Origin of the sequence: Leclercia sp. Marseille-Q4284 (assembly GCF_916618945.1) — a bacterium.
In the GTDB taxonomy this organism is placed as follows: Bacteria; Pseudomonadota; Gammaproteobacteria; order Enterobacterales; family Enterobacteriaceae; genus Enterobacter; species Enterobacter tamurae.
Genome location: NZ_CAKAKG010000001.1, coordinates 2,400,088 through 2,422,407, shown reverse-complemented (window position 1 = coordinate 2,422,407; position 22,320 = coordinate 2,400,088). Strand labels below are relative to the sequence as shown.

Genomic DNA, 22,320 nt, shown 5'->3' with positions numbered 1-22,320 from the left:
TCGGTTTTGTGACAACCCGCTGGCAGAATGTATTGTGTGACGGCGGGCACATTTCCTGGGTCATAAGTTTTAGACATTGCGGCGCGTGTCACTGAATGATAAAACCGATATCCACAGTTATAACTTATGGCTTTTAGCGTGGTGAGGGGAAATGGCTCAGGTCTTTAATTTTAGTTCAGGTCCGGCAATGTTACCGGCGGATGTACTCAAACAGGCTCAACAGGAGCTGTGCGACTGGAACGGTCTTGGCACCTCGGTGATGGAAGTCAGCCACCGTGGTAAAGAGTTTATTCAGGTGGCAGAAGAGGCAGAAGCAGATTTTCGCTTCCTGCTAAATATCCCCTCAAATTACAAAGTATTATTCTGCCACGGCGGCGGACGCGGTCAGTTCGCGGGCATTCCGTTGAACCTGCTGGGTGACAAAACCACCGCGGACTACGTTGATGCCGGTTACTGGGCGGCCAGCGCAGTAAAAGAAGCGCACAAATATTGCTCTCCGAATGTGATCGATGCCAAAGTCACCGTCGACGGTTTACGCGCGGTGAAGCCAATGAGCGAATGGCAGCTCTCCCGGGATGCAGCCTACCTGCACTACTGCCCGAATGAAACCATCGACGGCATCGCCATCCATGAAGAGCCCAACTTTGGCGAGAACGTAGTGGTGACGGCGGACTTCTCCTCTACCATTCTCTCTGCCCCGCTGGATGTCAGCCGCTATGGCGTGATCTACGCCGGCGCGCAGAAAAACATCGGCCCGGCCGGTCTGACCCTGGTGATCGTGCGTGAAGATCTGCTGGGTAAAGCCCACAAATCCTGCCCGTCGATTCTCGATTACACCGTGCTGAACGATAACGACTCCATGTTCAACACCCCGCCGACCTTTGCCTGGTACCTCTCTGGCCTGGTCTTTAAATGGCTGCGAAATAACGGCGGCGTGGCGCAGATGAACAAGATCAACCAGCAGAAATCTGAGCTGCTGTACAGCGTGATCGACGGCAGCGACTTCTACCGCAATGACGTCGCCAAAGCTAACCGCTCCCGCATGAACATCCCGTTCCAGCTGGCCGACAGCAATCTCGATAAACTGTTCCTGGAAGAGTCCTTCGCCGCAGGTCTGCACGCGCTGAAAGGCCACCGTGTGGTGGGCGGAATGCGTGCATCTATTTATAACGCCATGCCGTTCGAAGGCGTTCAGGCCCTGACCGACTTCATGACTGACTTCGAACGTCGCCACGGTTAATTGCGCCCCTGTTTACCCCGCGGCCAGGCTGCGGGGTTTTTATTATGTTGAATTGAGAGTTAAGTTTCATGGAATCCCTGACGTTACAACCTATCGCGCGGGTAGATGGCACCATTAATCTGCCTGGTTCAAAAAGTGTCTCGAACCGCGCCTTGCTGCTGGCAGCGCTGGCCAACGGCACCACTGTTCTCACTAACCTGCTGGACAGCGATGACGTTCGCCATATGCTCAATGCGCTGAAAGCGTTGGAAGTCCACTATACCCTGTCCGCCGATCGCACCCGCTGCGAAGTGACCGGCAATGCCGGGGCCCTGCACTCCGCTGAGGCGCTGGAGCTGTTCCTCGGTAATGCCGGTACGGCAATGCGTCCGCTGGCGGCGGCCCTGTGCCTGGGCAGCAACGACATCGTACTGACCGGCGAGCCGCGCATGAAAGAGCGCCCGATTGGCCACCTGGTGGATGCGCTGCGTCAGGGCGGCGCGCAGATTGAGTATCTGGAACAGGAAAACTATCCGCCGCTGCGTCTGCGCGGTGGCTTTACCGGTGGCGAAGTGGCGGTGGACGGTAGCGTCTCCAGCCAGTTCCTGACCGCGCTGCTGATGACCGCACCGCTGGCGCCGCAGGACACCACTATCACCATCAAAGGTGAGCTGGTTTCCAAACCTTACATCGATATCACTCTGCATCTGATGAAGACCTTTGGCGTAGAAGTTGAAAACCACAGCTACCAGCGTTTCGTGGTGCGCGGTGGGCAGCAGTACCAGACACCAGGTAACTACCTGGTAGAAGGCGATGCCTCATCGGCCTCCTACTTCCTGGCCGCAGGCGCCATTAAAGGCGGCACTGTCAAAGTGACCGGTATCGGCCGCAACAGCGTGCAGGGCGACATTCGCTTTGCCGATGTGCTGGAGAAGATGGGCGCGGTGGTCACCTGGGGCGATGACTTCATCTCCTGTACCCGCGGTGAACTGAACGCCATCGATATGGACATGAACCATATCCCGGATGCGGCGATGACCATTGCCACGGCGGCACTGTTTGCCAAAGGCACCACCACGATGCGTAACATCTATAACTGGCGCGTTAAAGAGACCGATCGCCTGTTCGCGATGGCCACTGAACTGCGCAAAGTGGGTGCCGAAGTGGAAGAGGGCGAGGACTACATCCGCGTGACGCCACCGGCCCAGCTGCAGGCGGCGGAAATTGGCACCTACAACGACCACCGGATGGCGATGTGCTTCTCGCTGGTGGCGCTGTCGGATACCCCTGTCACCATTCTCGATCCGAAATGCACCGCGAAAACCTTCCCGGACTATTTCGACCAGCTGGCGCGTATCAGTACGCTTGCCTGACGATCCTCTGCCGCACCGCCCGGTGCGGCACTTAATTACTTACACTTCATGACGCTGTCATCGTCCAATTCTTCTACACTCAGCTTCAATCATTCCGTAATTTGCACGCAAAGGTAACAGTTGTGCACGTTGATGCGTATAATGCGCGGCGTTTACACAACGGTATGCCTACTTTAAGGAGAAAAAGATGACGGCAATTGCCCCGGTTATCACCATTGACGGGCCGAGTGGTGCAGGGAAAGGTACTCTGTGCAAAGCAATGGCGGAAGCATTGCAATGGCATCTTTTAGATTCGGGCGCAATCTATCGTGTGCTGGCGCTGGCTGCTCTGCATCACCATGTTGATGTGGCTTCTGAAGAGGCGCTGGTGCCGCTGGCCGCTCATCTGGACGTGCGTTTTGTCTCTACTAACGGCAACCTGGAAGTGATTCTGGAAGGGGAAGACGTCAGCGGTGAGATCCGCACCCAGGACGTGGCGAATGCCGCCTCCCAGGTTGCTGCTTTCCCGCGCGTTCGCGAGGCGCTTTTACGCCGCCAGCGCGCCTTCCGCGATGCACCGGGCCTGATCGCCGACGGACGCGACATGGGCACCGTGGTTTTCCCGGATGCGCCGGTCAAAATTTTCCTCGACGCGTCCTCGGAAGAGCGCGCGCAGCGCCGCATGCTACAGTTGCAGGAAAAGGGCTTTAGTGTTAACTTTGAACGTCTTTTGTCCGAGATAAAAGAACGCGACGACCGCGACCGTAATCGCGCCGTTGCGCCGCTTGTTCCCGCAGATGATGCATTAGTTCTGGATTCTACCAGTTTAACTATTGAGCAAGTGATTGAAAAAGCGCTACAATATGCGCGCCAAAAACTGGCAATCGCGTAATCGCGACAGATTTAGCAGTACCCCCGCTGCAATGGATTGACGGCGGGTATGTGAAACAACCCCATCCGGCATGGAGCCAGGTGGACGTTAATATTAACCTGAAGATTAAACATGACTGAATCTTTTGCTCAACTATTTGAAGAATCCTTAAAAACAATCGAAACCCGTCCGGGTTCCATCGTTCGTGGTGTTGTTGTTGCTATCGACAAAGATATCGTACTGGTTGACGCCGGTCTGAAATCTGAGTCCGCCATTCCGGCAGAGCAGTTCAAAAACGCCCAGGGCGAGCTGGAAATCCAGGTTGGTGACGAAGTTGACGTTGCTCTGGATGCAGTAGAAGACGGCTTCGGTGAAACCCTGCTGTCCCGTGAGAAAGCTAAACGTCACGAAGCTTGGATCACGCTGGAAAAAGCTTACGAAGAAGCTGAAACTGTAGTCGGTGTTATCAACGGCAAAGTTAAAGGTGGCTTCACTGTTGAGCTGAATGGTATTCGTGCGTTCCTGCCAGGTTCACTGGTAGACGTTCGTCCAGTTCGTGACACCCTGCACCTGGAAGGCAAAGAGCTTGAGTTCAAAGTAATCAAGCTTGACCAGAAGCGTAACAACGTTGTTGTTTCCCGTCGTGCCGTTATCGAATCCGAAAACAGCGCAGAACGCGATCAGCTGCTGGAAAACCTGCAGGAAGGCATGGAAGTCAAAGGTATCGTTAAGAACCTCACTGACTACGGCGCATTCGTTGACCTGGGCGGCGTTGATGGCCTGCTGCACATCACCGACATGGCGTGGAAACGCGTTAAGCACCCAAGCGAAATCGTGAACGTGGGCGACGAAATCACTGTTAAAGTGCTGAAGTTCGACCGCGAGCGTACTCGTGTATCCCTCGGCCTGAAACAGCTGGGCGAAGATCCATGGGTTGCTATCGCTAAACGTTACCCAGAAGGTACTAAACTGACTGGTCGCGTTACCAACCTGACCGACTACGGCTGCTTCGTTGAAATCGAAGAAGGCGTTGAAGGCCTGGTGCACGTTTCCGAAATGGACTGGACCAACAAAAACATCCACCCATCCAAAGTTGTTAACGTTGGTGATGTAGTGGAAGTTATGGTTCTGGATATCGACGAAGAACGTCGTCGTATCTCCCTGGGCCTGAAGCAGTGCAAAAACAACCCATGGCAGCAGTTCGCGGAAACCCACAACAAGGGCGACCGTGTTGAAGGTAAAATCAAGTCTATCACTGACTTCGGTATCTTCATCGGCCTGGACGGCGGCATCGACGGCCTGGTTCACCTGTCTGACATCTCCTGGAACGTTGCAGGCGAAGAAGCAGTACGTGAATACAAAAAAGGCGACGAAATCGCAGCAGTTGTTCTGCAGGTTGACGCAGAGCGTGAGCGTATCTCTCTGGGCGTTAAACAGCTCGCAGAAGATCCGTTCAACAACTGGGTTGCACTGAACAAGAAAGGCGCAATCGTAAACGGTAAAGTGACTGCAGTTGACGCGAAAGGCGCAACCGTAGAACTGGCTGACGGCGTTGAAGGCTATCTGCGCGCTTCTGAAGCTTCACGTGACCGCGTTGAAGATGCAACTCTGGTTCTGAGCGTAGGCGACGACGTTGAAGCTAAATTCACCGGCGTTGACCGCAAAAACCGTGCAATCAGCCTGTCTGTTCGTGCTAAAGACGAAGCTGATGAGAAAGATGCAATCGCAACTGTTAACAAACAGGAAGATGCAAACTTCTCTAACAACGCAATGGCTGAAGCTTTCAAAGCAGCTAAAGGCGAATAAGTTACTCGTAGAGTAACTTGACAGATTGCAGGATTCGTCCTGTAATCAATAACAAAGGGCGGCTACGGCCGCCCTTGTTTAAGCTGATTAGCTAATGGGTTTGAAGGAACCGGAGGAATCATGACCAAGTCAGAATTGATTGAAAGACTTGCCAGCCAGCAATCGCACATTCCTGCGAAAGCAGTGGAAGATGCCGTAAAAGAGATGCTGGAGCATATGGCGACCACTCTTGCACAGGGCGAGCGCATTGAAATCCGCGGTTTCGGTAGTTTTTCTCTGCACTATCGTGCTCCACGCACCGGGCGTAACCCGAAGACTGGCGACAAAGTAGAGCTGGAAGGTAAATACGTTCCGCACTTTAAGCCGGGTAAAGAACTGCGCGATCGCGCCAATATTTACGGCGACTGAGTCTGGCCTGCGGGCGAAACTGAGTCATCAAAAGAAAAGCACCTGCGGGTGCTTTTTTTGTTTCTTTATTCCCCGATCCTGAACCGGCACCGCACGTTTTTCGGCCGGTTGCTGCAAACCGATCATTTCTCGCCAGCCCTGGCTGCAACCTCACACTTCCATACCTGACATGATTAACGACCCGGCGCACACTGCTCTGATACAGGGAGGTGTAAATGTGTCTGTCAACGCTCGCGACATGTCTAATCCTGGCCATCTTACCGCTGCTCTGGTTGCCCGTGCTGCCGGCGCTACCGGTTATCCAGGCCACGATCGTTGCCGGCATCCTGCTGGCCTTAATTCGCCATCAGATTGCGCGCTATCTGGACTTCTGGCTGCTCTTTTTTGCCTGGGGTGGGCTGGCCGCGCTGAGCGCAGTCTGGCCTATGCAGCATCTGACCAGCGGGCCGCAGAAAGCTGAAGTGGAGATCCTGGCGACCGGAAGCGACACGCGGTATCAGGCCCGTATCATCCGGCTTAACGGCAGGGCGATGCTGCCCGCACCAGGCGTCGCGCTGTATGGCAATACGCTACCGCAGCCGGGCTGTGCCGGGCAACGCTGGAAGATGACCCTGACGCTGCGGCCCGTGCACGGTCAGCTCAACGACGGGGGATTCGATGCCCAGCGCTATGCTCTGGCACAGCACCAGCCGCTGACCGGGCGTTTTACCCATGCAGAGGTAATGGATGCCCGCTGCAGCTTACGCGCCCGGTATCTTGCCACGCTAACGAATACGCTCTCGTCTTATACCTGGGGGCCGGTTCTGCTGGGCCTCGGCATGGGGGAGCGTCTGGCGGTGACGTCCGACATCAAAAATCTGATGCGGGAAACGGGCACCGCGCATCTGATGGCAATTTCAGGATTGCATATTGCGCTGGCGGCGTCGGTTATCTGGCTGCTGGTACGTGGCATACAATTTTTCGTTCCGGCGCGCTGGGTAGGCTGGCATGCTCCGCTGGTGGCGGGATTCTGTTTTGCCGCTTTTTACGCCTGGCTCACCGGATTGCAGCCACCCGCGCTGCGCACCGTCGTTTCGCTGGGTGCGTATCTGGCGCTACAGTTGAGCGGCCGTCTCTGGTCGCCATGGCAGATATGGCGGGTTTGCATCGCCGCTATTCTGTTGGTCGACCCGTTGGCGGTGTTATCCCATAGTCTTTTGCTGTCGGCCTTTGCGGTGGCGGTGCTGATTTTCTGGTATCAGTGGGTGCCCAGGCCCCGTTTATCCGGGCCATGGGCGATCCAGGCGGTGGTTAATCTGCTGCATCTCCAGCTCGGCATGCTTTTGCTGTTGCTGCCGGTGCAGGTGATGGTCTTTCACGGGTTTAGCCTGTCATCACTGGTTGCGAACCTGGTGGCAGTACCGCTGGTGACCTTTATCTCGGTGCCGCTCATTCTGCTGGGGATGTGGCTGCATCTCGGGATATGGCCGCTGGCGGAAAACGGCGTCTGGACACTGGCGGATGGCTCACTGTCAATGCTGTTTGGCTTCCTGACCACGCTGCCTGACGGTTGGATCCCGGTCGATAAGCGCTGGCTGTGGCTGACCCTGCTGCCCTGGGTCGTCATTATCGCCTGGCGGATGCGCGGCGCACGAACTTACCCGGTGGTCTGTGTGTCGGCACTGATGCTGGCAGCCAGTCCGTTATGGAGGGCCAACAAAACGGAAGGGTGGGCGGTGCATATGCTGGATGTCGGGCAGGGGCTGGCAGTGGTAATTGAGCGGCAGGGGAAAGCGATTTTATATGACACCGGGCCTGCATGGCCGGGCGGGGACAGCGCCCAACAGCTAATTATTCCCTGGCTTCGCTGGCACAACTTACGCCCGGAGGGGGTGATTGTCAGCCATGATCATCTGGACCATATTGGCGGGCTGGCGTCGCTACGTCAGGCGTGGCCGAAGATGTGGATACGCAGCCCATTGCGCCAGGAGGGACATAGAGCCTGTTTTCGCGGTGAGCGCTGGCAGTGGCAGGGGTTGACCTTCAGCGCGCACTGGCCTCTTGCCACCACACCGCAGCGCGGCAACAACGGCTCCTGCGTGGTAAAAATTGAGGACGGCACCCATAGCCTGTTGTTAACCGGGGATATTGAGGCGCAGGGAGAAAAAGCGATGCTCAGTCATCACTGGCAATATCTTGCGTCTACACTTATCCAGGTGCCGCACCATGGCAGTAATACCTCTTCGTCACTCCCTCTGGTGCAGCGCGTGGGTGGGCGCATCGCCCTGGTGTCTGCATCCCGCTATAACGCGTGGCGACTGCCCTCGAACAAGGTGGCTCGCCGTTACAGAAAGGAGGGGTATCTCTGGTTAACCACGCCCCGATCTGGACAAATCACTGTGTCGTTTTCGCAACATGGCTGGCAAATCCAACGCTTACGGGATCAAATTTTCCCCCGTTGGTATCATCAGTGGTTTGGCGCGCCCGGAGATAACGGGTAGAATATGCGGCTATTTCAACAAATGCTGGTTTTTTGAATGCATAACGACAAAGATCTCTCCACGTGGCAGACCTTCCGCCGACTCTGGCCGGTGATTGCACCCTTCAGAACGGGCCTTATCGTGGCGGGCGTAGCGTTAATCCTCAACGCAGCCAGCGATACCTTCATGTTATCGCTCCTCAAACCGTTACTGGACGACGGTTTTGGTAAAACGGATCGCTCAGTGTTGCTCTGGATGCCACTGGTGGTTATCGGCCTGATGATTTTACGCGGCATCACCAGCTATATCTCCAGCTACTGCCTCTCGTGGGTATCCGGCAAAGTGGTAATGACCATGCGCCGTCGCCTGTTCAGTCACATGATGGGCATGCCGGTGGCGTTCTTCGACAAGCAGTCGACGGGCACCTTGCTGTCGCGTATTACCTACGACTCCGAGCAGGTAGCCTCCTCCTCCTCCAGCGCACTGATTACCGTGGTGCGTGAAGGGGCCTCGATTATTGGCCTGTTCATCCTGATGTTCTGGTACAGCTGGCAGCTGTCGCTGATCCTGATCGTGCTGGCACCAATTGTGTCGATCGCTATCCGCGTCGTCTCCAAACGTTTCCGCAGCATCAGTAAGAACATGCAGAACACGATGGGGCAGGTGACCACCAGCGCCGAGCAGATGCTGAAAGGGCATAAAGAGGTGCTGATTTTTGGCGGCCAGGAAGTGGAAACTAAGCGCTTCGATAAGGTCAGCAATAAGATGCGTCTGCAGGGGATGAAGATGGTTTCCGCCTCTTCCATTTCCGATCCGATCATTCAGCTTATTGCCTCTCTGGCGCTGGCGTTTGTACTGTATGCCGCCAGCTTCCCGAGTGTGATGGAAACCTTAACCGCCGGTACCATTACCGTGGTCTTCTCGTCGATGATTGCCCTGATGCGCCCGCTGAAATCGTTAACCAACGTTAACGCCCAGTTCCAGCGCGGGATGGCAGCCTGTCAGACGCTGTTCGCTATTCTCGATTCCGAACAGGAAAAAGACGAAGGTAAGCGCGTCATCGAGCGCTCAACCGGCGATGTGGAGTTCCGCAACGTGACCTTCACCTATCCGGGTCGCGATACGCCTGCTCTGCGTAACATCAATCTGAAAATCCCGGCAGGCAAGACCGTGGCGCTGGTAGGCCGCTCTGGTTCCGGTAAATCGACCATCGCCAGCCTGATCACCCGCTTCTACGATATCGATGAAGGCGAAATCCTGATCGATGGCCACGATCTGCGTGAGTATACCCTGCGGTCGCTGCGTAACCAGGTCGCCCTGGTTTCCCAGAATGTGCATCTGTTTAACGACACTGTCGCCAATAACATTGCATATGCCCGTAACGAAGAGTACAGCCGTGAGCAGATTGAAGCGGCGGCGCGGATGGCCTACGCCATGGACTTCATCAATAAGATGGATAACGGCCTGGATACCATTATCGGTGAAAATGGCGTGCTGCTCTCCGGCGGTCAGCGTCAGCGTATCGCCATTGCCCGCGCGCTGCTGCGTGACAGCCCGATCCTGATCCTTGATGAAGCCACTTCGGCGCTGGATACCGAGTCTGAACGTGCTATCCAGTCTGCGCTGGATGAGCTGCAGAAGAACCGTACCTCGCTGGTGATCGCGCACCGCCTGTCGACCATCGAAAAAGCCGATGAAATCGTGGTGGTGGAAGATGGTTGCATCGTCGAACGCGGTAGCCATACCGACCTGCTGGCGCATCAGGGCGTGTATGCGCAACTTCATAAGATGCAGTTTGGCGCATGATTGCCCGCATCTGGTCCGGTGAGTCTCCGCTCTGGCTGCTGCTGTTGCCGCTCTCCTGGCTGTATGGCCTGGTCAGCGGCCTGATCCGCCTCAGCTATAAAGTGGGGCTCAAACGGGCCTGGCGTGCACCCGTACCGGTGGTGGTGGTGGGGAACCTTACCGCTGGCGGCAACGGTAAAACGCCGGTGGTGATCTGGCTGGTGGAACAGCTGACCCAACGCGGGATCCGCGTGGGGGTCGTCTCCCGGGGATACGGCGGCAAGGCGGAGCGCTATCCGCTGCTGCTGACCGCGCAAACCACCACCGCGGAAGCGGGTGATGAACCGGTGCTGATCTTTCAGCGCACCGGTGCGCCGGTGGCAGTCTCGCCGGTACGTAGTGAGGCGGTTCAGGCCCTGCTAGCCCATGCTGATGTGCAGATGGTGATTACCGACGACGGGCTGCAGCACTACGCCCTGGCCCGGGATAAAGAGATCGTGGTGATTGACGGCGTGCGCCGCTTTGGTAACGGCTGGTGGTTACCCGCCGGGCCGATGCGCGAGCGCGCTTCTCGTCTGCGTTCTGTGGATGCGGTCATCGTCAACGGTGGTACGGCTCAGACGGGAGAGATCCCGATGCAGCTGCGCCCCAGCCAGGCAGTAAATCTGCTGACCGGCGAACGGCGTGACGTCGCTGAACTCCCTGATCTGGTGGCCATGGCCGGAATCGGTCATCCTCCACGCTTTTTCGCGACCCTCGAAGCCTCCGGTGCCCGGCTCCTCACCAGGGTGCCGCTGGCCGACCACCAGGCGCTAAGCCTGGCACAGGTTGCAGGTTTTACCGCTCCCGGTCAGACGCTGATCATGACCGAAAAAGACGCGGTGAAATGCCGGGCGTTTGCCCGCGATAACTGGTGGTATTTGCCGGTTGACGCTGAACTGCAGGGCGAACAGCCCGAACAACTCCTGCAGGCGCTGGTTGCCCTGGCAGAAGAGGTTTCACCGCGCACTCATTAACAGGAGATGGCATGGCTTTACCGCAACTTACGCTTTCAGCCGCACGTCATCTTCATCTCGCCGCGCAGGGGCTTTTGAAAAAGCCCCGCCGCCGCGCGCAGCCCGCCGATATTCTTACTACCATCCAGCGCATGTCGCTCCTGCAAATCGACACCATCAATATCGTTGCCCGCAGCCCGTATCTGGTGCTGTTCAGCCGTCTCGGTCACTATCAGCCCGAATGGCTTGATAACGCCCTGCGTCAGGGCGAGCTGATGGAGTACTGGGCGCACGAGGCGTGCTTTCTGCCGCGCAGCGATTTTGCGCTGGTGCGTCACCGGATGCTCTCTCCCGACAAAATGGGCTGGAAATACCGTCAGGCCTGGATGCAGGAGCACGCGGAGGAGATTGAGCAGCTGATCGCCCTTATTCAGGAGAAGGGCCCGGTACGTTCCGCCGATTTCGAACATCCCCGCAAAGGAACCAGCGGATGGTGGGAGTGGAAGCCGCATAAACGTCATCTTGAGGGGTTGTTTACCGCCGGAAAGGTGATGGTGGTTGAAAGGCGAAACTTCCAGCGCGTCTACGATCTCACGCACCGGGTGATGCCGGAGTGGGATGACAGCCGGGATATGCTGACCCAGGCGGCGGCCGAAGCCGTAATGCTGGAAAACAGCGCCCGCAGCTTAGGCATTTTCCACGTCCGGTGGTTGGCCGATTATTATCGCCTGCGTCAGCCGGTGCTGGCTCCGCTGCTTGAGCGCTGGCAGGCGCAGCAGCAGGTGGTGCGCGTTGAGGTTGAGACGCTGGGAGAGATGTGGCTGCATGCCGATCTACTGCCGCTGCTCCCCCTTGCAGAGGAAGGCAAGCTCACCGCCACCCACAGCGCCGTCCTGTCGCCGTTTGATCCTGTCGTCTGGGATCGCAAGCGTGCGGAGCAGCTGTTTAACTTCAGCTACCGGCTGGAGTGCTACACCCCGGCCCCGAAACGTCAGTACGGCTATTTCGTCCTGCCACTGCTGCACAAAGGGCAACTGGTGGGGCGGATGGATGCCAAAATGCACCGCAAAACTGGCGAGCTGCAGATTATCGCTCTCTATCTGGAAGAGGGCATCCGGGTCAGTGCCGGGCTGGAAAAGGGGCTCACTGCCGCAATCAGCGACTTTGCAGGCTGGCAGGGGGCAACACGGATCGCACTGGGCCATCTTCCTGACGGACTTTTTGCTGCCTGTCGACGTGGCTGGGAAATAGACGCGGTCTGAAAAAGGAATATGGTAAGCTTTACCGATCATTGATACGGAGGAACTATGGATCACCGTTTACTGGAAATTATTGCCTGCCCGGTGTGCAACGGCAAACTTTACTACAGCCAGGATAAGCAAGAGTTAATCTGCAAACTGGACAACCTTGCCTTCCCCCTGCGCGACGGCATTCCCGTCCTGCTGGAGACCGAAGCCCGTTCGCTGGCGGCAGAAGAGAGCAAACCATGAGTTTTGTTGTCATTATCCCGGCGCGTTTCGCCTCCACGCGCCTGCCGGGCAAACCGCTGGTCGACATCAACGGTAAGCCGATGATTGTCCACGTGCTGGAACGCGCGCGTGAGTCCGGCGCAGACCGCATTATTGTCGCCACCGATCACGAAGAGGTGGCGCGTGCGGTTGAAGCGGCGGGCGGCGAAGTGTGCATGACTCGCGCCGATCACCAGTCCGGTACCGAACGTCTGGCGGAAGTGGTGGAAAAATGCGGTTTCAGCGACGACACGGTGATTGTTAACGTGCAGGGCGATGAGCCAATGATCCCGGCGGTCATTATTCGCCAGGTGGCAGAAAACCTCGCCCAGCGTCAGGTGGGTATGGCAACGCTGGCCGTGCCGGTGCACAGTGCCGAAGAGGCGTTCAACCCGAACGCTGTGAAAGTGGTACTGGACGCCGAAGGCTACGCGCTCTATTTCTCCCGCGCGACTATCCCCTGGGATCGCGACCGTTTTGCTGAGTCCCGGGAAGTAATTGGCGACAACATCCTGCGTCATCTGGGCATTTATGGCTATCGCGCCGGCTTTATTCGCCGTTACGTAACCTGGCAGCCGAGCCCGCTGGAAAACATCGAAATGCTCGAGCAGCTGCGCGTGCTGTGGTACGGCGAGAAGATCCATGTTGCCGTGGCGCAGGAAGTTCCGGGTACAGGCGTTGATACGCCAGAGGATCTCGCCCGCGTTCGCGCTGAGATGCGTTAATCCCCGCCATCCCCTCGCCTGAGGGGATGTTTTATCTTTGCTATTTCTTCTCAGAATCGCCTCATAAGAGTGACATCCGCCCGTCAGACGCTCATTATAAAAGCAGTAGTCTTAATGGGGGTAATCTGAAATGGAACAGCTACGTGCCGAACTCAGCCATCTGCTGGGTGAAAAACTGAGCCGTGTGGAATGCGTGCATGAAAAGGCGGATACCACGCTGTGGTCGTTGTATGACAGTCAGGGAAACCCCATGCCGTTACTGGCGCTAAGCTTCTCTTCACCGGATGTTGCCCGACAGCTGGCGTGGAAAATCTCCATGCTGGCCCGCAGCGGTACGGTCAGAATGCCGACCGTCTATGGCGTGATGACCCACGAAGAACATCCGGGGCCTGACGTGTTGCTGCTCGAACGCCTGCGCGGCGTGCCGGTTGAAGCGCCGGCCCGCACCCCAGAACGCTGGGAACAGCTTAAGGATCAGATTGTCGAGGCGCTGCTGGCCTGGCACCGGATGGACAGCGGGGGGCTGGTCGGGGCGGTGGACAGCACCCAGGAGAACCTCTGGCCGCTCTGGTATCGCCAGCGGGTTGAGGTCCTGTGGGGAACGCTAAACCAGTACTGCAACACCGGCCTGACCATGCAGGACAAACGGATCCTGTTTCGGACCCGGGAATGCCTGCCCGACCTGTTTAAAGGCTTCAACGACAACAGCGTGCTGATCCACGGCAACTTTACCCTGCGCAGTATGCTTAAGGATCCGCGCAGCGATCAGCTGCTGGCGATGGTCGGGCCGGGGGTGATGCTGTGGGCCCCGCGGGAGTTTGAACTGTTTCGGCTGAGTGAGGGCGGGCAGGCAGAAGATCTGCTCTGGCACTATCTGCAGCGCGCGCCGGTCTCAGAGTCATTCCTCTGGCGGCGCTGGCTGTATCTGCTGTGGGACGAAGTGGCGCAGCTGGTCAATACCGGGCGCTTTAACCGCGCCAACTTCGACCTGGCGTCGAAATCACTGCTCCCCTGGCTCGCCTGACGGGGCTTTAAGCCACTGCCAGACGCGTCCGAGCGCCTCATAACCCACGCGATCGCTGTGCATCAGCCAGACCGGGGACGGAATAATCCGTTCCCAGAGGTTGAGCGGCGCGCTAATTGCCAGCTGGTTAGCCGGGGCGGGCAGGGGATGTAATCCCTGCTGTTCAAAAAAGATCATCGCCCGCGGCAGATGCGAGGCGGAGGTCACCAGCAGGAACGGGGCATCGCCGATCGCCTGCTTCACCGCTGCGGCTTCTTCTTCGGTATCTTTCGGGTTGTCGAGGGTGATGATCTCCTCGCGCGGTACCCCCAGCGACTGCGCTACGCGCGCCCCGGCTTCAGCGGTACTCACCGGGTTGTTTTGCGCTGCCGCCCCGGTGAAGATCATCTTCGAGCCGGGATTCGCCAGCCACAGGCGCATCCCTTCATTGAGTCGCGGCAGGCTGTTGTTAATCAGATTAGAGCTGGGCGCCCAGTCCGGATCCCAGGTGTAACCCCCGCCGAGTACCACGATGTACTCAACTTTTTGATTTCCTTGCCAGGTCGGGTACTTATTTTCCACCGGACGTAACAACCCGTCCGCCACCGGCTGCAGGCTCAGCAGCAGGAGCACCAGCCAGCCTGCCGTGGTAATAATTTTACCGGTTCTCTGAAAGCGGCTGAACCACAGCAACCCCAGGCCCAGCGCAATACACAGCAGAATAAGAGGGAGGGGAAGCATCATGCCGCCAATATATTTTTTTAGGGTAAAAAGCATCCTTTCTGGCTCCTTTTTTGACCATACAGCTGAGGATTGTTAGCGATATTACACCAGAGAGGTTCATTCTCTGCCCGGCTGTGACAAAATAGCGGTTTTGCAGTGAGCGGGTGGAGTTCTCCCAATGCGGGATCGCAATTTTGATGACATCGCGGAAAAGTTTGCCCGCAATATTTATGGCACGACCAAGGGCCAGCTGCGTCAAACGATCCTCTGGCAGGATCTGGACATCCTGCTCGCCCGCTTTGGGGCGAAAAAATTGCGCGTTCTCGATGCCGGCGGCGGTGAAGGTCAGACGGCGATAAAAATGGCCGAGCGTGGACACCACGTCATCCTCTGCGACCTGTCAGCAGAGATGATCGCCCGGGCTGAAAGCGCGGCGATGGAGAAAGGTGTGAGCGATAACATGCAATTTATACATTGCGCCGCTCAGGACATCGCTCAACATTTGGAAAGCCCGGTTGATCTGATATTGTCTCATGCGGTGCTGGAATGGGTGGCCGACCCCCAGGCGCTGTTGCAGACGCTGTGGTCGATACTGCACCCCGGCGGCGCGTTGTCGCTGATGTTTTACAACGCCAACGGCCTGCTGATGCGTAACGTGCTGGTGGGTAATTTTGGCTATGTGCAGCAGGGCATGTACAAAAAGAAACGGCGCACGCTTTCACCGGACTTTCCGCGCGATCCGCAGCAGGTCTACGGCTGGCTGGAAGCGATGGGCTGGGAGATCGCCGGGAAAACCGGCATCAGGGTGTTTCACGACTATCTGCGTGATAAACAAAAGCAGCATGAGTGTTTTGACGCCCTGACAGAATTAGAGACGCGGTACTGTCGCCAGGAGCCCTGGATCAGCCTTGGCCGCTACATACACGTCACCGCGTACAAGCCGCAGAGCAAGGATAACTTATGAGTGAATTTTCCCAGACAGTCCCCGAGCTGGTTGCCTGGGCCCGAAAAAACGATTTCTCCCTCTCGCTGCCGGTAGACAGACTCTCTTTTCTGCTGGCGGTTGCCACGCTGAACGGCGAACGGCTGGATGGAGAAATGAGCGAGGGCGAACTGGTGGATGCGTTCCGCCATGTCAGTGATGCGTTTGAGCAAACCAGCGAAACCATTAATGTGCGTGCCAATAACGCCATTAACGATATGGTGCGTCAACGTCTGCTGAACCGCTTTACCAGCGAACTGGCGGAAGGGAACGCCATCTATCGCCTGACGCCACTGGGCATTGGCATCACCGACTATTACATTCGCCAGCGTGAATTCTCGACCCTGCGCCTCTCGATGCAGCTCTCCATTGTGGCGGGCGAACTGAAGCGTGCGGCGGATGCCGCTGATGAAAACGGCGACGAGTTCCACTGGCACCGCAACGTCTACGCGCCGCTGAAATACTCGGTGGCCGAAATTTTCGACAGCATCGATCTGACCCAGCGCATTATGGATGAGCAGCAGCAGCTGGTGAAGGACGACATCGCCCAGCTGCTGAACAAAGACTGGCGGGCGGCGATCTCCAGCTGTGAAATGTTGCTGTCAGAAACCTCCGGCACCCTGCGTGAACTGCAGGATACGCTGGAAGCCGCGGGCGACAAGCTGCAGGCCAACCTGCTGCGCATCCAGGATGCCACCCTGGCCCATGACAACCTGCATTTTGTCGATCGGCTGGTCTTCGACCTGCAGAGCAAACTCGACCGTATTATCAGCTGGGGTCAGCAGGCGATCGACCTGTGGATCGGCTATGACCGCCACGTGCATAAATTTATCCGTACCGCCATCGATATGGATAAAAACCGCGTCTTTGCCCAGCGTCTGCGCCAGTCGGTCCAGACCTACTTCGATGCGCCATGGGCGCTGACCTACGCCAGCGCCGACCGTCTGCTCGATATGCGTGACGAAGAGATGAGCCTGCGGGACGAAGAGGTGACCGGTGAACTGCCGGCAGACCTGGAATATGAAGAGTTTAACGAAATACGGGAACAGCTTGCCGCGATGATCGAGGAACAGCTGGCGATCTTCAAAGCCAAAAACACCCCGCTGGATCTCGGTCTGGTGGTGCGCGACTACCTCGCACAATACCCACGTGCGCGCCATTTTGATATCGCCCGCATCGTGGTCGATCAGGCGGTACGCCTGGGCGTCGCGCAAGCAGATTTCACCGGCCTGCCGCCGAAGTGGCAGCCGATTAACGATTACGGAGCCAAGGTACAGGCGCATGTCATTGACAAATATTGAACACGTGATGCCCGCTAAGCTGGCACTGGCGCTGGCAAATCCGATCTTTCCGGCGCTGGACAGCCAACTGCGTGCCGGTCGTCACATTGGTCTCGACGAGCTGGATAATCACGCCTTTTTGATGGATTTCCAGGAATATCTGGAAGAGTTTTATGCCCGCTATAACGTGGAGCTGATCCGCGCCCCGGAAGGTTTCTTCTACCTTCGCCCGCGCTCTACCACGCTTATTCCGCGTTCGGTGCTGTCCGAGCTGGACATGATGGTCGGCAAAATTCTCTGCTACCTCTATCTCAGCCCGGAGCGTCTGGCTAATGAAGGCATCTTCACCCAGCAGGAGCTCTATGACGAGCTGATGACGCTGGCAGACGAAGGCAAACTGCTGAAGCTGGTGAACAACCGCTCCACCGGTTCCGACGTTGACCGTCAGAAGTTACAGGAAAAAGTTCGCTCCTCCCTGAACCGTCTGCGCCGTCTGGGGATGGTGTGGTTTATGGGCCACGACAGCAGTAAATTCCGCATCACGGAATCGGTATTCCGCTTTGGCGCCGACGTGCGCGTGGGCGATGACGCCCGTGAAGCGCAGCTGCGCATGATCCGCGATGGCGAAGCGATGCCGGTGGAAAACCACCTGCAGCTCAATGATGAGCATGAAGACAATCAGCCGGATAGCGGGGAGGAAGAGTAATGATTGAACGCGGTAAATTTCGCTCACTGACGCTGATTAACTGGAACGGTTTCTTTGCCCGCACCTTTGATCTCGATGAGCTGGTAACCACGCTCTCGGGCGGGAACGGGGCCGGGAAATCCACCACCATGGCGGCATTCGTCACCGCCCTGATCCCGGATCTGACGCTGCTGCACTTCCGTAACACCACCGAAGCTGGTGCGACCAGCGGCTCCCGCGATAAGGGTCTGCACGGTAAGCTGAAGGCGGGTGTCTGTTATTCGGTGCTGGACGTGATCAACTCCCGCCACCAGCGCGTGGTCGTCGGCGTACGTCTGCAGCAGGTCGCCGGGCGCGACCGTAAAGTAGACATCAAGCCGTTCGCCATTCAGGGTCTGCCAACGTCCGTTCAGCCGACCTCGCTGTTAACGGAAACCCTGAACGACCGCCAGGCGCGCGTGCTGACGCTTCAGGAGCTGAAGGACAAGCTGGAAGCCATCGAAGGCGTGCAGTTTAAGCAGTTCAACTCGATCACTGAATACCACTCCCTGATGTTCGATCTGGGCGTAGTGGCGCGTCGTCTGCGTTCGGCCTCGGATCGTAGTAAATACTATCGCCTGATTGAGGCCTCGCTGTACGGCGGGATCTCCAGCGCCATTACCCGCTCCCTGCGCGACTACCTGTTGCCGGAGAACAGCGGCGTACGCAAAGCCTTCCAGGACATGGAAGCGGCGCTGCGTGAAAACCGTATGACGCTGGAAGCCATTCGCGTCACCCAGTCGGACCGCGACCTGTTCAAGCATCTGATCAGCGAAGCGACCAACTATGTGGCTGCTGACTATATGCGCCATGCCAACGAGCGCCGCATTCATCTGGATCAGGCCCTTGAGTATCGCCGCGAGCTGTTTACCTCGCGCCAGCAGCTGGCGTCCGAGCAGTATAAGCACGTCGAGATGGCCCGCGAGCTGTCCGAGCATAACGGGGCAGAAGGGGATCTGGAGGCCGATTATCAGGCTGCCAGCGATCACCTGAACCTGGTGCAAACCGCGCTGCGTCAGCAGGAAAAAATTGAGCGCTACGAAGCGGATCTCGATGAACTGCAAATTCGTCTGGAAGAGCAGAACGAAGTGGTGGCCGAAGCCGCCGACAAGCAGGAAGAGAACGAAGGCCGCGCCGAAGCCGCCGAGCTGGAAGTGGATGAGCTGAAAAGCCAGCTTGCCGACTATCAGCAGGCGCTGGACGTTCAGCAAACCCGCGCCATTCAGTACAACCAGGCCCTGCAGGCCCTGCAGCGCGCGAAAGATCTCTGCCATCTGCCGGATCTGACCCCGGAGAGCGCCGATCAGTGGCTGGAAACCTTCCAGGCGAAAGAGCAGGAAGCTACCGAGAAGCTGCTGAATCTCGACCAGAAAATGAGCGTGGCGCAAACCGCGCACAGCCAGTTTGAACAGGCGTACCAGCTGGTGGCGGCGATTAACGGCCCGCTGGCGCGCAGTGAAGCCTGGAGCGTGGCTCGTGAGCTGCTGCGTGATGGTGTCAACCAGCGTCATATGGCGGAACAGGTTCAGCCGCTGCGTATGCGTCTGAACGAGCTGGAACAGCGTCTGCGGGAACAGCAGGAGGCGGAACGCCTGCTGGCTGAATTCTGTAAGCGCCAGGGCAAACGGATTGATATCGAGGATCTGGAAGCCCTGCATCAGGAGCTGGAAGCCCGTATCGCGTCGCTGTCTGACAGCGTCTCCAGCGCCAGCGAGCAGCGTATGCAGCTGCGCCAGGAGCTGGAGCAGCTGCAGTCACGCATTCAGACTCTGATGCAGCGCGCCCCGATCTGGCTGGCAGCCCAGAGCAGCCTGAGCCAGCTCAGCGAGCAGTGCGGCGAGGAGTTCGAATCCAGTCAGGACGTGACAGAGTACCTTCAGCAGCTGCTGGAGCGTGAACGCGAAGCCATCGTTGAGCGTGATGAAGTGGGCGCGCGCAAACGTGCCGTCGACGAAGAAATTGAGCGCCTGAGCCAGCCGGGCGGGGCAGAAGATGCACGCCTGAACACCCTGGCAGAACGTTTTGGCGGCGTGCTGCTGTCCGAAATCTACGACGACGTCAGCCTCGAAGATGCACCGTACTACTCGGCGCTGTACGGTCCGTCCCGCCACGCTATCGTGGTGCCGGATCTGTCGCTGATCGCCGACCAGCTCGAAGGTCTGGAAGATTGCCCGGAAGATCTCTATCTGATCGAAGGGGATCCGCAGTCGTTCGATGACAGCGTCTTTGGCGTCGACGAGCTGGAAAAAGCGGTGGTGGTGAAAATCGCCGATCGCCAGTGGCGTTATTCGCGCTTCCCGACCCTGCCGCTGTTTGGCCGCGCCGCGCGTGAAAGCCGCATTGAGAGCCTGCACGCCGAGCGTGAAACGCTGTCAGAACGCTTCGCCACGCTGTCGTTTGATGTGCAAAAAACCCAGCGTCTGCACCAGGCGTTCAGCCGCTTTATCGGCAGCCATCTGGCAGTAGCCTTTGATGCCGATCCGGAAGCGGAGATCCGCAAACTCACCACCCGCCGTGGTGAACTGGAACGCGCCATCTCTAACCACGAGAATGACAACCAGCAGAGCCGGGTGCAGTTCGAACAGGCCAAAGAGGGCGTCGCGGCGCTTAACCGCATCCTGCCGCGCCTCAACCTGCTGGCGGATGACACCCTCGCCGATCGCGTGGATGAGATCCAGGAGCGCCTCGACGACGCGCAGGAAGCCGCGCGCTTTGTGCAGCAGCACGGCAACCAGCTGGCGAAGCTGGAGCCGATGCTCTCCGTTCTGCAGAGCGATCCGGAACAGTTTGAACAGCTGAAAGAAGATTATGCCTGGTCCCAGAAGGTTCAGCGCGAAGCCCGTCAGCAGGCATTTGCCCTGACCGAAGTGGCCCAGCGTCGGGCGCACTTCAGCTATTCCGACTCGGCGGAAATGCTGAACGGCAACAGCGATCTGAACGAGAAGCTGCGCCACCGTCTGGAGCAGGCGGAAACGGAACGTACCCGCGCTCGTGAGGCGATGCGTAGCCACGCCGCGCAGCTGAGCCAGTACAGCCAGGTGCTGGCGTCGCTGAAAAGCTCCTTTGATACCAAGAAAGAGTTGCTGACCGACCTGCACAAAGAGCTGCAGGATATCGGTGTGCGGGCCGACAGCGGGGCAGAGGAGCGGGCGCGTATTCGTCGCGACGAACTGCATGCCCAGCTCAGCAACAACCGTGCCCGCCGCAATCAGCTGGAAAAAGCGCTGACCTTCTGCGAGGCGGAGATGGATAACCTCACCCGTCGTCTGCGCAAACTGGAACGCGATTACCACGAGAAGCGCGAGCAGGTCGTTACTGCCAAAGCGGGCTGGTGTGCCGTGATGCGGATGGTGAAAGACAATGGCGTTGAACGTCGTCTGCACCGCCGCGAGCTGGCCTACCTCTCCGGGGATGAGCTGCGCTCTATGTCGGATAAGGCGCTCGGTGCGCTGCGTCTGGCGGTGGCGGATAACGAACACCTGCGCGATGTGCTGCGCATGTCGGAAGATCCAAAACGCCCTGAACGCAAAATTCAGTTTTTCGTGGCGGTGTATCAGCACCTGCGCGAGCGTATTCGCCAGGATATCATCCGTACCGATGACCCGGTTGAAGCCATTGAACAGATGGAGATCGAGCTGGGCCGTCTGACGGAAGAGCTCACCTCCCGCGAGCAGAAGCTGGCGATCAGCTCCCGCAGCGTGGCCAACATCATCCGTAAAACGATCCAGCGCGAGCAGAACCGTATTCGTCAGCTGAACCAGGGCCTGCAGAGCGTCTCCTTCGGCCAGGTCAACAGCGTGCGACTGAACGTCAACGTGCGTGAAGCCCACGCCACGTTGCTGGACGTGCTGGCTGAACAGCACGAGCAGCATCAGGATCTGTTCAACAGCAACCGCCTGACCTTCTCCGAAGCGCTGGCGAAGCTGTATCAGCGTCTGAACCCGCAGATTGATATGGGCCAGCGCACGCCGCAAACCATCGGCGAGGAGTTGCTGGACTACCGCAACTATCTCGAGATGGAAGTGGAAGTTAACCGTGGCTCCGACGGCTGGCTGCGTGCGGAATCCGGCGCCCTGTCGACCGGGGAAGCGATCGGTACCGGGATGTCGATTCTGGTGATGGTGGTGCAGAGTTGGGAAGATGAATCCCGTCGCCTGCGCGGCAAGGATATCTCGCCATGCCGCCTGCTGTTCCTCGATGAAGCCGCGCGTCTGGATGCCCGTTCCATCGCCACGCTGTTTGAACTGTGCGACCGTCTGGATATGCAGCTGATTATCGCGGCGCCGGAGAACATCAGTCCGGAGAAAGGCACCACCTATAAACTGGTGCGTAAGGTCTACCAGAACAGCGAGCACGTTCACGTTGTCGGTCTGCGCGGCTTTGCCCCGCAACCGCCGGAATCGCTGCCAGGAACGGCTGACGCCTCCTGACGATTCTGAAAGTTACCCATGGCGGCCTCCTGGCCGCCTTTTTTTATTCC

At 57.8% G+C, this 22,320-nt stretch carries 17 protein-coding genes; 16 read left to right on the top strand and 1 reads right to left on the bottom strand.

Annotated elements, in window-relative coordinates; genetic code table 11:
* Nucleotides 1-151 precede the first annotated feature (151 nt).
* From serC to LG383_RS11420, 12 genes are all read left to right on the top strand, one after another.
* Nucleotides 152-1,240 (top strand): 3-phosphoserine/phosphohydroxythreonine transaminase, encoded by a 1,089-nt coding sequence (serC, locus tag LG383_RS11475; protein WP_106992583.1) that lies wholly within the window; start codon nt 152-154, stop codon nt 1,238-1,240.
* A gap of 68 nt (nt 1,241-1,308) precedes the next feature.
* Nucleotides 1,309-2,592, top strand: coding sequence for a 3-phosphoshikimate 1-carboxyvinyltransferase (gene aroA / locus LG383_RS11470; protein WP_225759157.1), 1,284 nt, complete (start codon nt 1,309-1,311; stop codon nt 2,590-2,592).
* Between the two features lie 187 nt (nt 2,593-2,779).
* Entirely contained in the window at nt 2,780-3,463 is a 684-nt protein-coding gene (gene cmk / locus LG383_RS11465; protein WP_032617356.1) for a (d)CMP kinase, read from the top strand.
* A 111-nt stretch (nt 3,464-3,574) separates the two neighbouring features.
* Entirely contained in the window at nt 3,575-5,248 is a 1,674-nt protein-coding gene (rpsA, locus tag LG383_RS11460) for a 30S ribosomal protein S1 (RefSeq protein ID WP_004860074.1), read from the top strand.
* Between the two features lie 120 nt (nt 5,249-5,368).
* Nucleotides 5,369-5,656: an integration host factor subunit beta gene (gene ihfB / locus LG383_RS11455; protein ID WP_032617358.1), complete on the top strand. Its 288-nt coding sequence runs from the start codon at nt 5,369-5,371 to the stop codon at nt 5,654-5,656.
* 215 nt (nt 5,657-5,871) lie between these two features.
* Nucleotides 5,872-8,136: a ComEC family protein gene (locus tag LG383_RS11450; RefSeq protein ID WP_225759156.1), complete on the top strand. Its 2,265-nt coding sequence runs from the start codon at nt 5,872-5,874 to the stop codon at nt 8,134-8,136.
* A gap of 36 nt (nt 8,137-8,172) precedes the next feature.
* The gene (msbA, locus tag LG383_RS11445) at nt 8,173-9,921 is read left to right on the top strand and encodes a lipid A ABC transporter ATP-binding protein/permease MsbA (protein ID WP_225759155.1); all 1,749 of its coding nucleotides are present in this window, start codon (nt 8,173-8,175) and stop codon (nt 9,919-9,921) included.
* Complete coding sequence (gene lpxK / locus LG383_RS11440; RefSeq protein WP_225759154.1) at nt 9,918-10,916, top strand: tetraacyldisaccharide 4'-kinase; 999 nt, start codon at nt 9,918-9,920, stop codon at nt 10,914-10,916. Before msbA ends, lpxK begins: the two co-directional genes overlap by 4 nt.
* Before the next feature lie 11 nt (nt 10,917-10,927).
* Nucleotides 10,928-12,157 (top strand): winged helix-turn-helix domain-containing protein, encoded by a 1,230-nt coding sequence (locus LG383_RS11435; protein ID WP_225759153.1) that lies wholly within the window; start codon nt 10,928-10,930, stop codon nt 12,155-12,157.
* Nucleotides 12,158-12,202: 45 nt separating this feature from the next.
* A complete protein-coding gene (ycaR, locus tag LG383_RS11430) occupies nt 12,203-12,385 on the top strand; it encodes a protein YcaR (RefSeq protein WP_106992589.1) in 183 nt (60 codons plus the stop codon).
* The gene (gene kdsB / locus LG383_RS11425; RefSeq protein WP_225759152.1) at nt 12,382-13,128 is read left to right on the top strand and encodes a 3-deoxy-manno-octulosonate cytidylyltransferase; all 747 of its coding nucleotides are present in this window, start codon (nt 12,382-12,384) and stop codon (nt 13,126-13,128) included. The genes ycaR and kdsB overlap by 4 nt, the downstream gene beginning before the upstream one ends.
* Nucleotides 13,129-13,258: 130 nt before the next feature.
* Nucleotides 13,259-14,152 carry a YcbJ family phosphotransferase gene (locus LG383_RS11420; protein ID WP_225759151.1) on the top strand — a complete coding sequence of 298 codons (894 nt, stop codon included), beginning with the start codon at nt 13,259-13,261 and terminating at the stop codon, nt 14,150-14,152.
* Here the strand turns inward: LG383_RS11420 and elyC are convergent.
* Nucleotides 14,129-14,908, bottom strand: a complete 780-nt coding sequence (gene elyC, locus LG383_RS11415; protein ID WP_225759150.1) for an envelope biogenesis factor ElyC — start codon at nt 14,906-14,908, stop codon at nt 14,129-14,131. The genes LG383_RS11420 and elyC overlap by 24 nt on opposite strands.
* A gap of 124 nt (nt 14,909-15,032) precedes the next feature.
* Between elyC and cmoM the strand changes: the two genes are divergently transcribed.
* From cmoM to mukB, 4 genes are read left to right on the top strand one after another with little or no spacing between them, the layout of a single operon-like run.
* Nucleotides 15,033-15,818, top strand: a complete 786-nt coding sequence (gene cmoM, locus LG383_RS11410) for a tRNA uridine 5-oxyacetic acid(34) methyltransferase CmoM (protein WP_225759149.1) — start codon at nt 15,033-15,035, stop codon at nt 15,816-15,818.
* Entirely contained in the window at nt 15,815-17,137 is a 1,323-nt protein-coding gene (mukF, locus tag LG383_RS11405; RefSeq protein ID WP_106992594.1) for a chromosome partition protein MukF, read from the top strand. Before cmoM ends, mukF begins: the two co-directional genes overlap by 4 nt.
* Nucleotides 17,118-17,822 (top strand): chromosome partition protein MukE, encoded by a 705-nt coding sequence (mukE, locus tag LG383_RS11400; protein ID WP_106992595.1) that lies wholly within the window; start codon nt 17,118-17,120, stop codon nt 17,820-17,822. Before mukF ends, mukE begins: the two co-directional genes overlap by 20 nt.
* The gene (mukB, locus tag LG383_RS11395) at nt 17,822-22,270 is read left to right on the top strand and encodes a chromosome partition protein MukB (RefSeq protein WP_225759148.1); all 4,449 of its coding nucleotides are present in this window, start codon (nt 17,822-17,824) and stop codon (nt 22,268-22,270) included. Before mukE ends, mukB begins: the two co-directional genes overlap by 1 nt.
* Nucleotides 22,271-22,320: the final 50 nt, after the last annotated feature.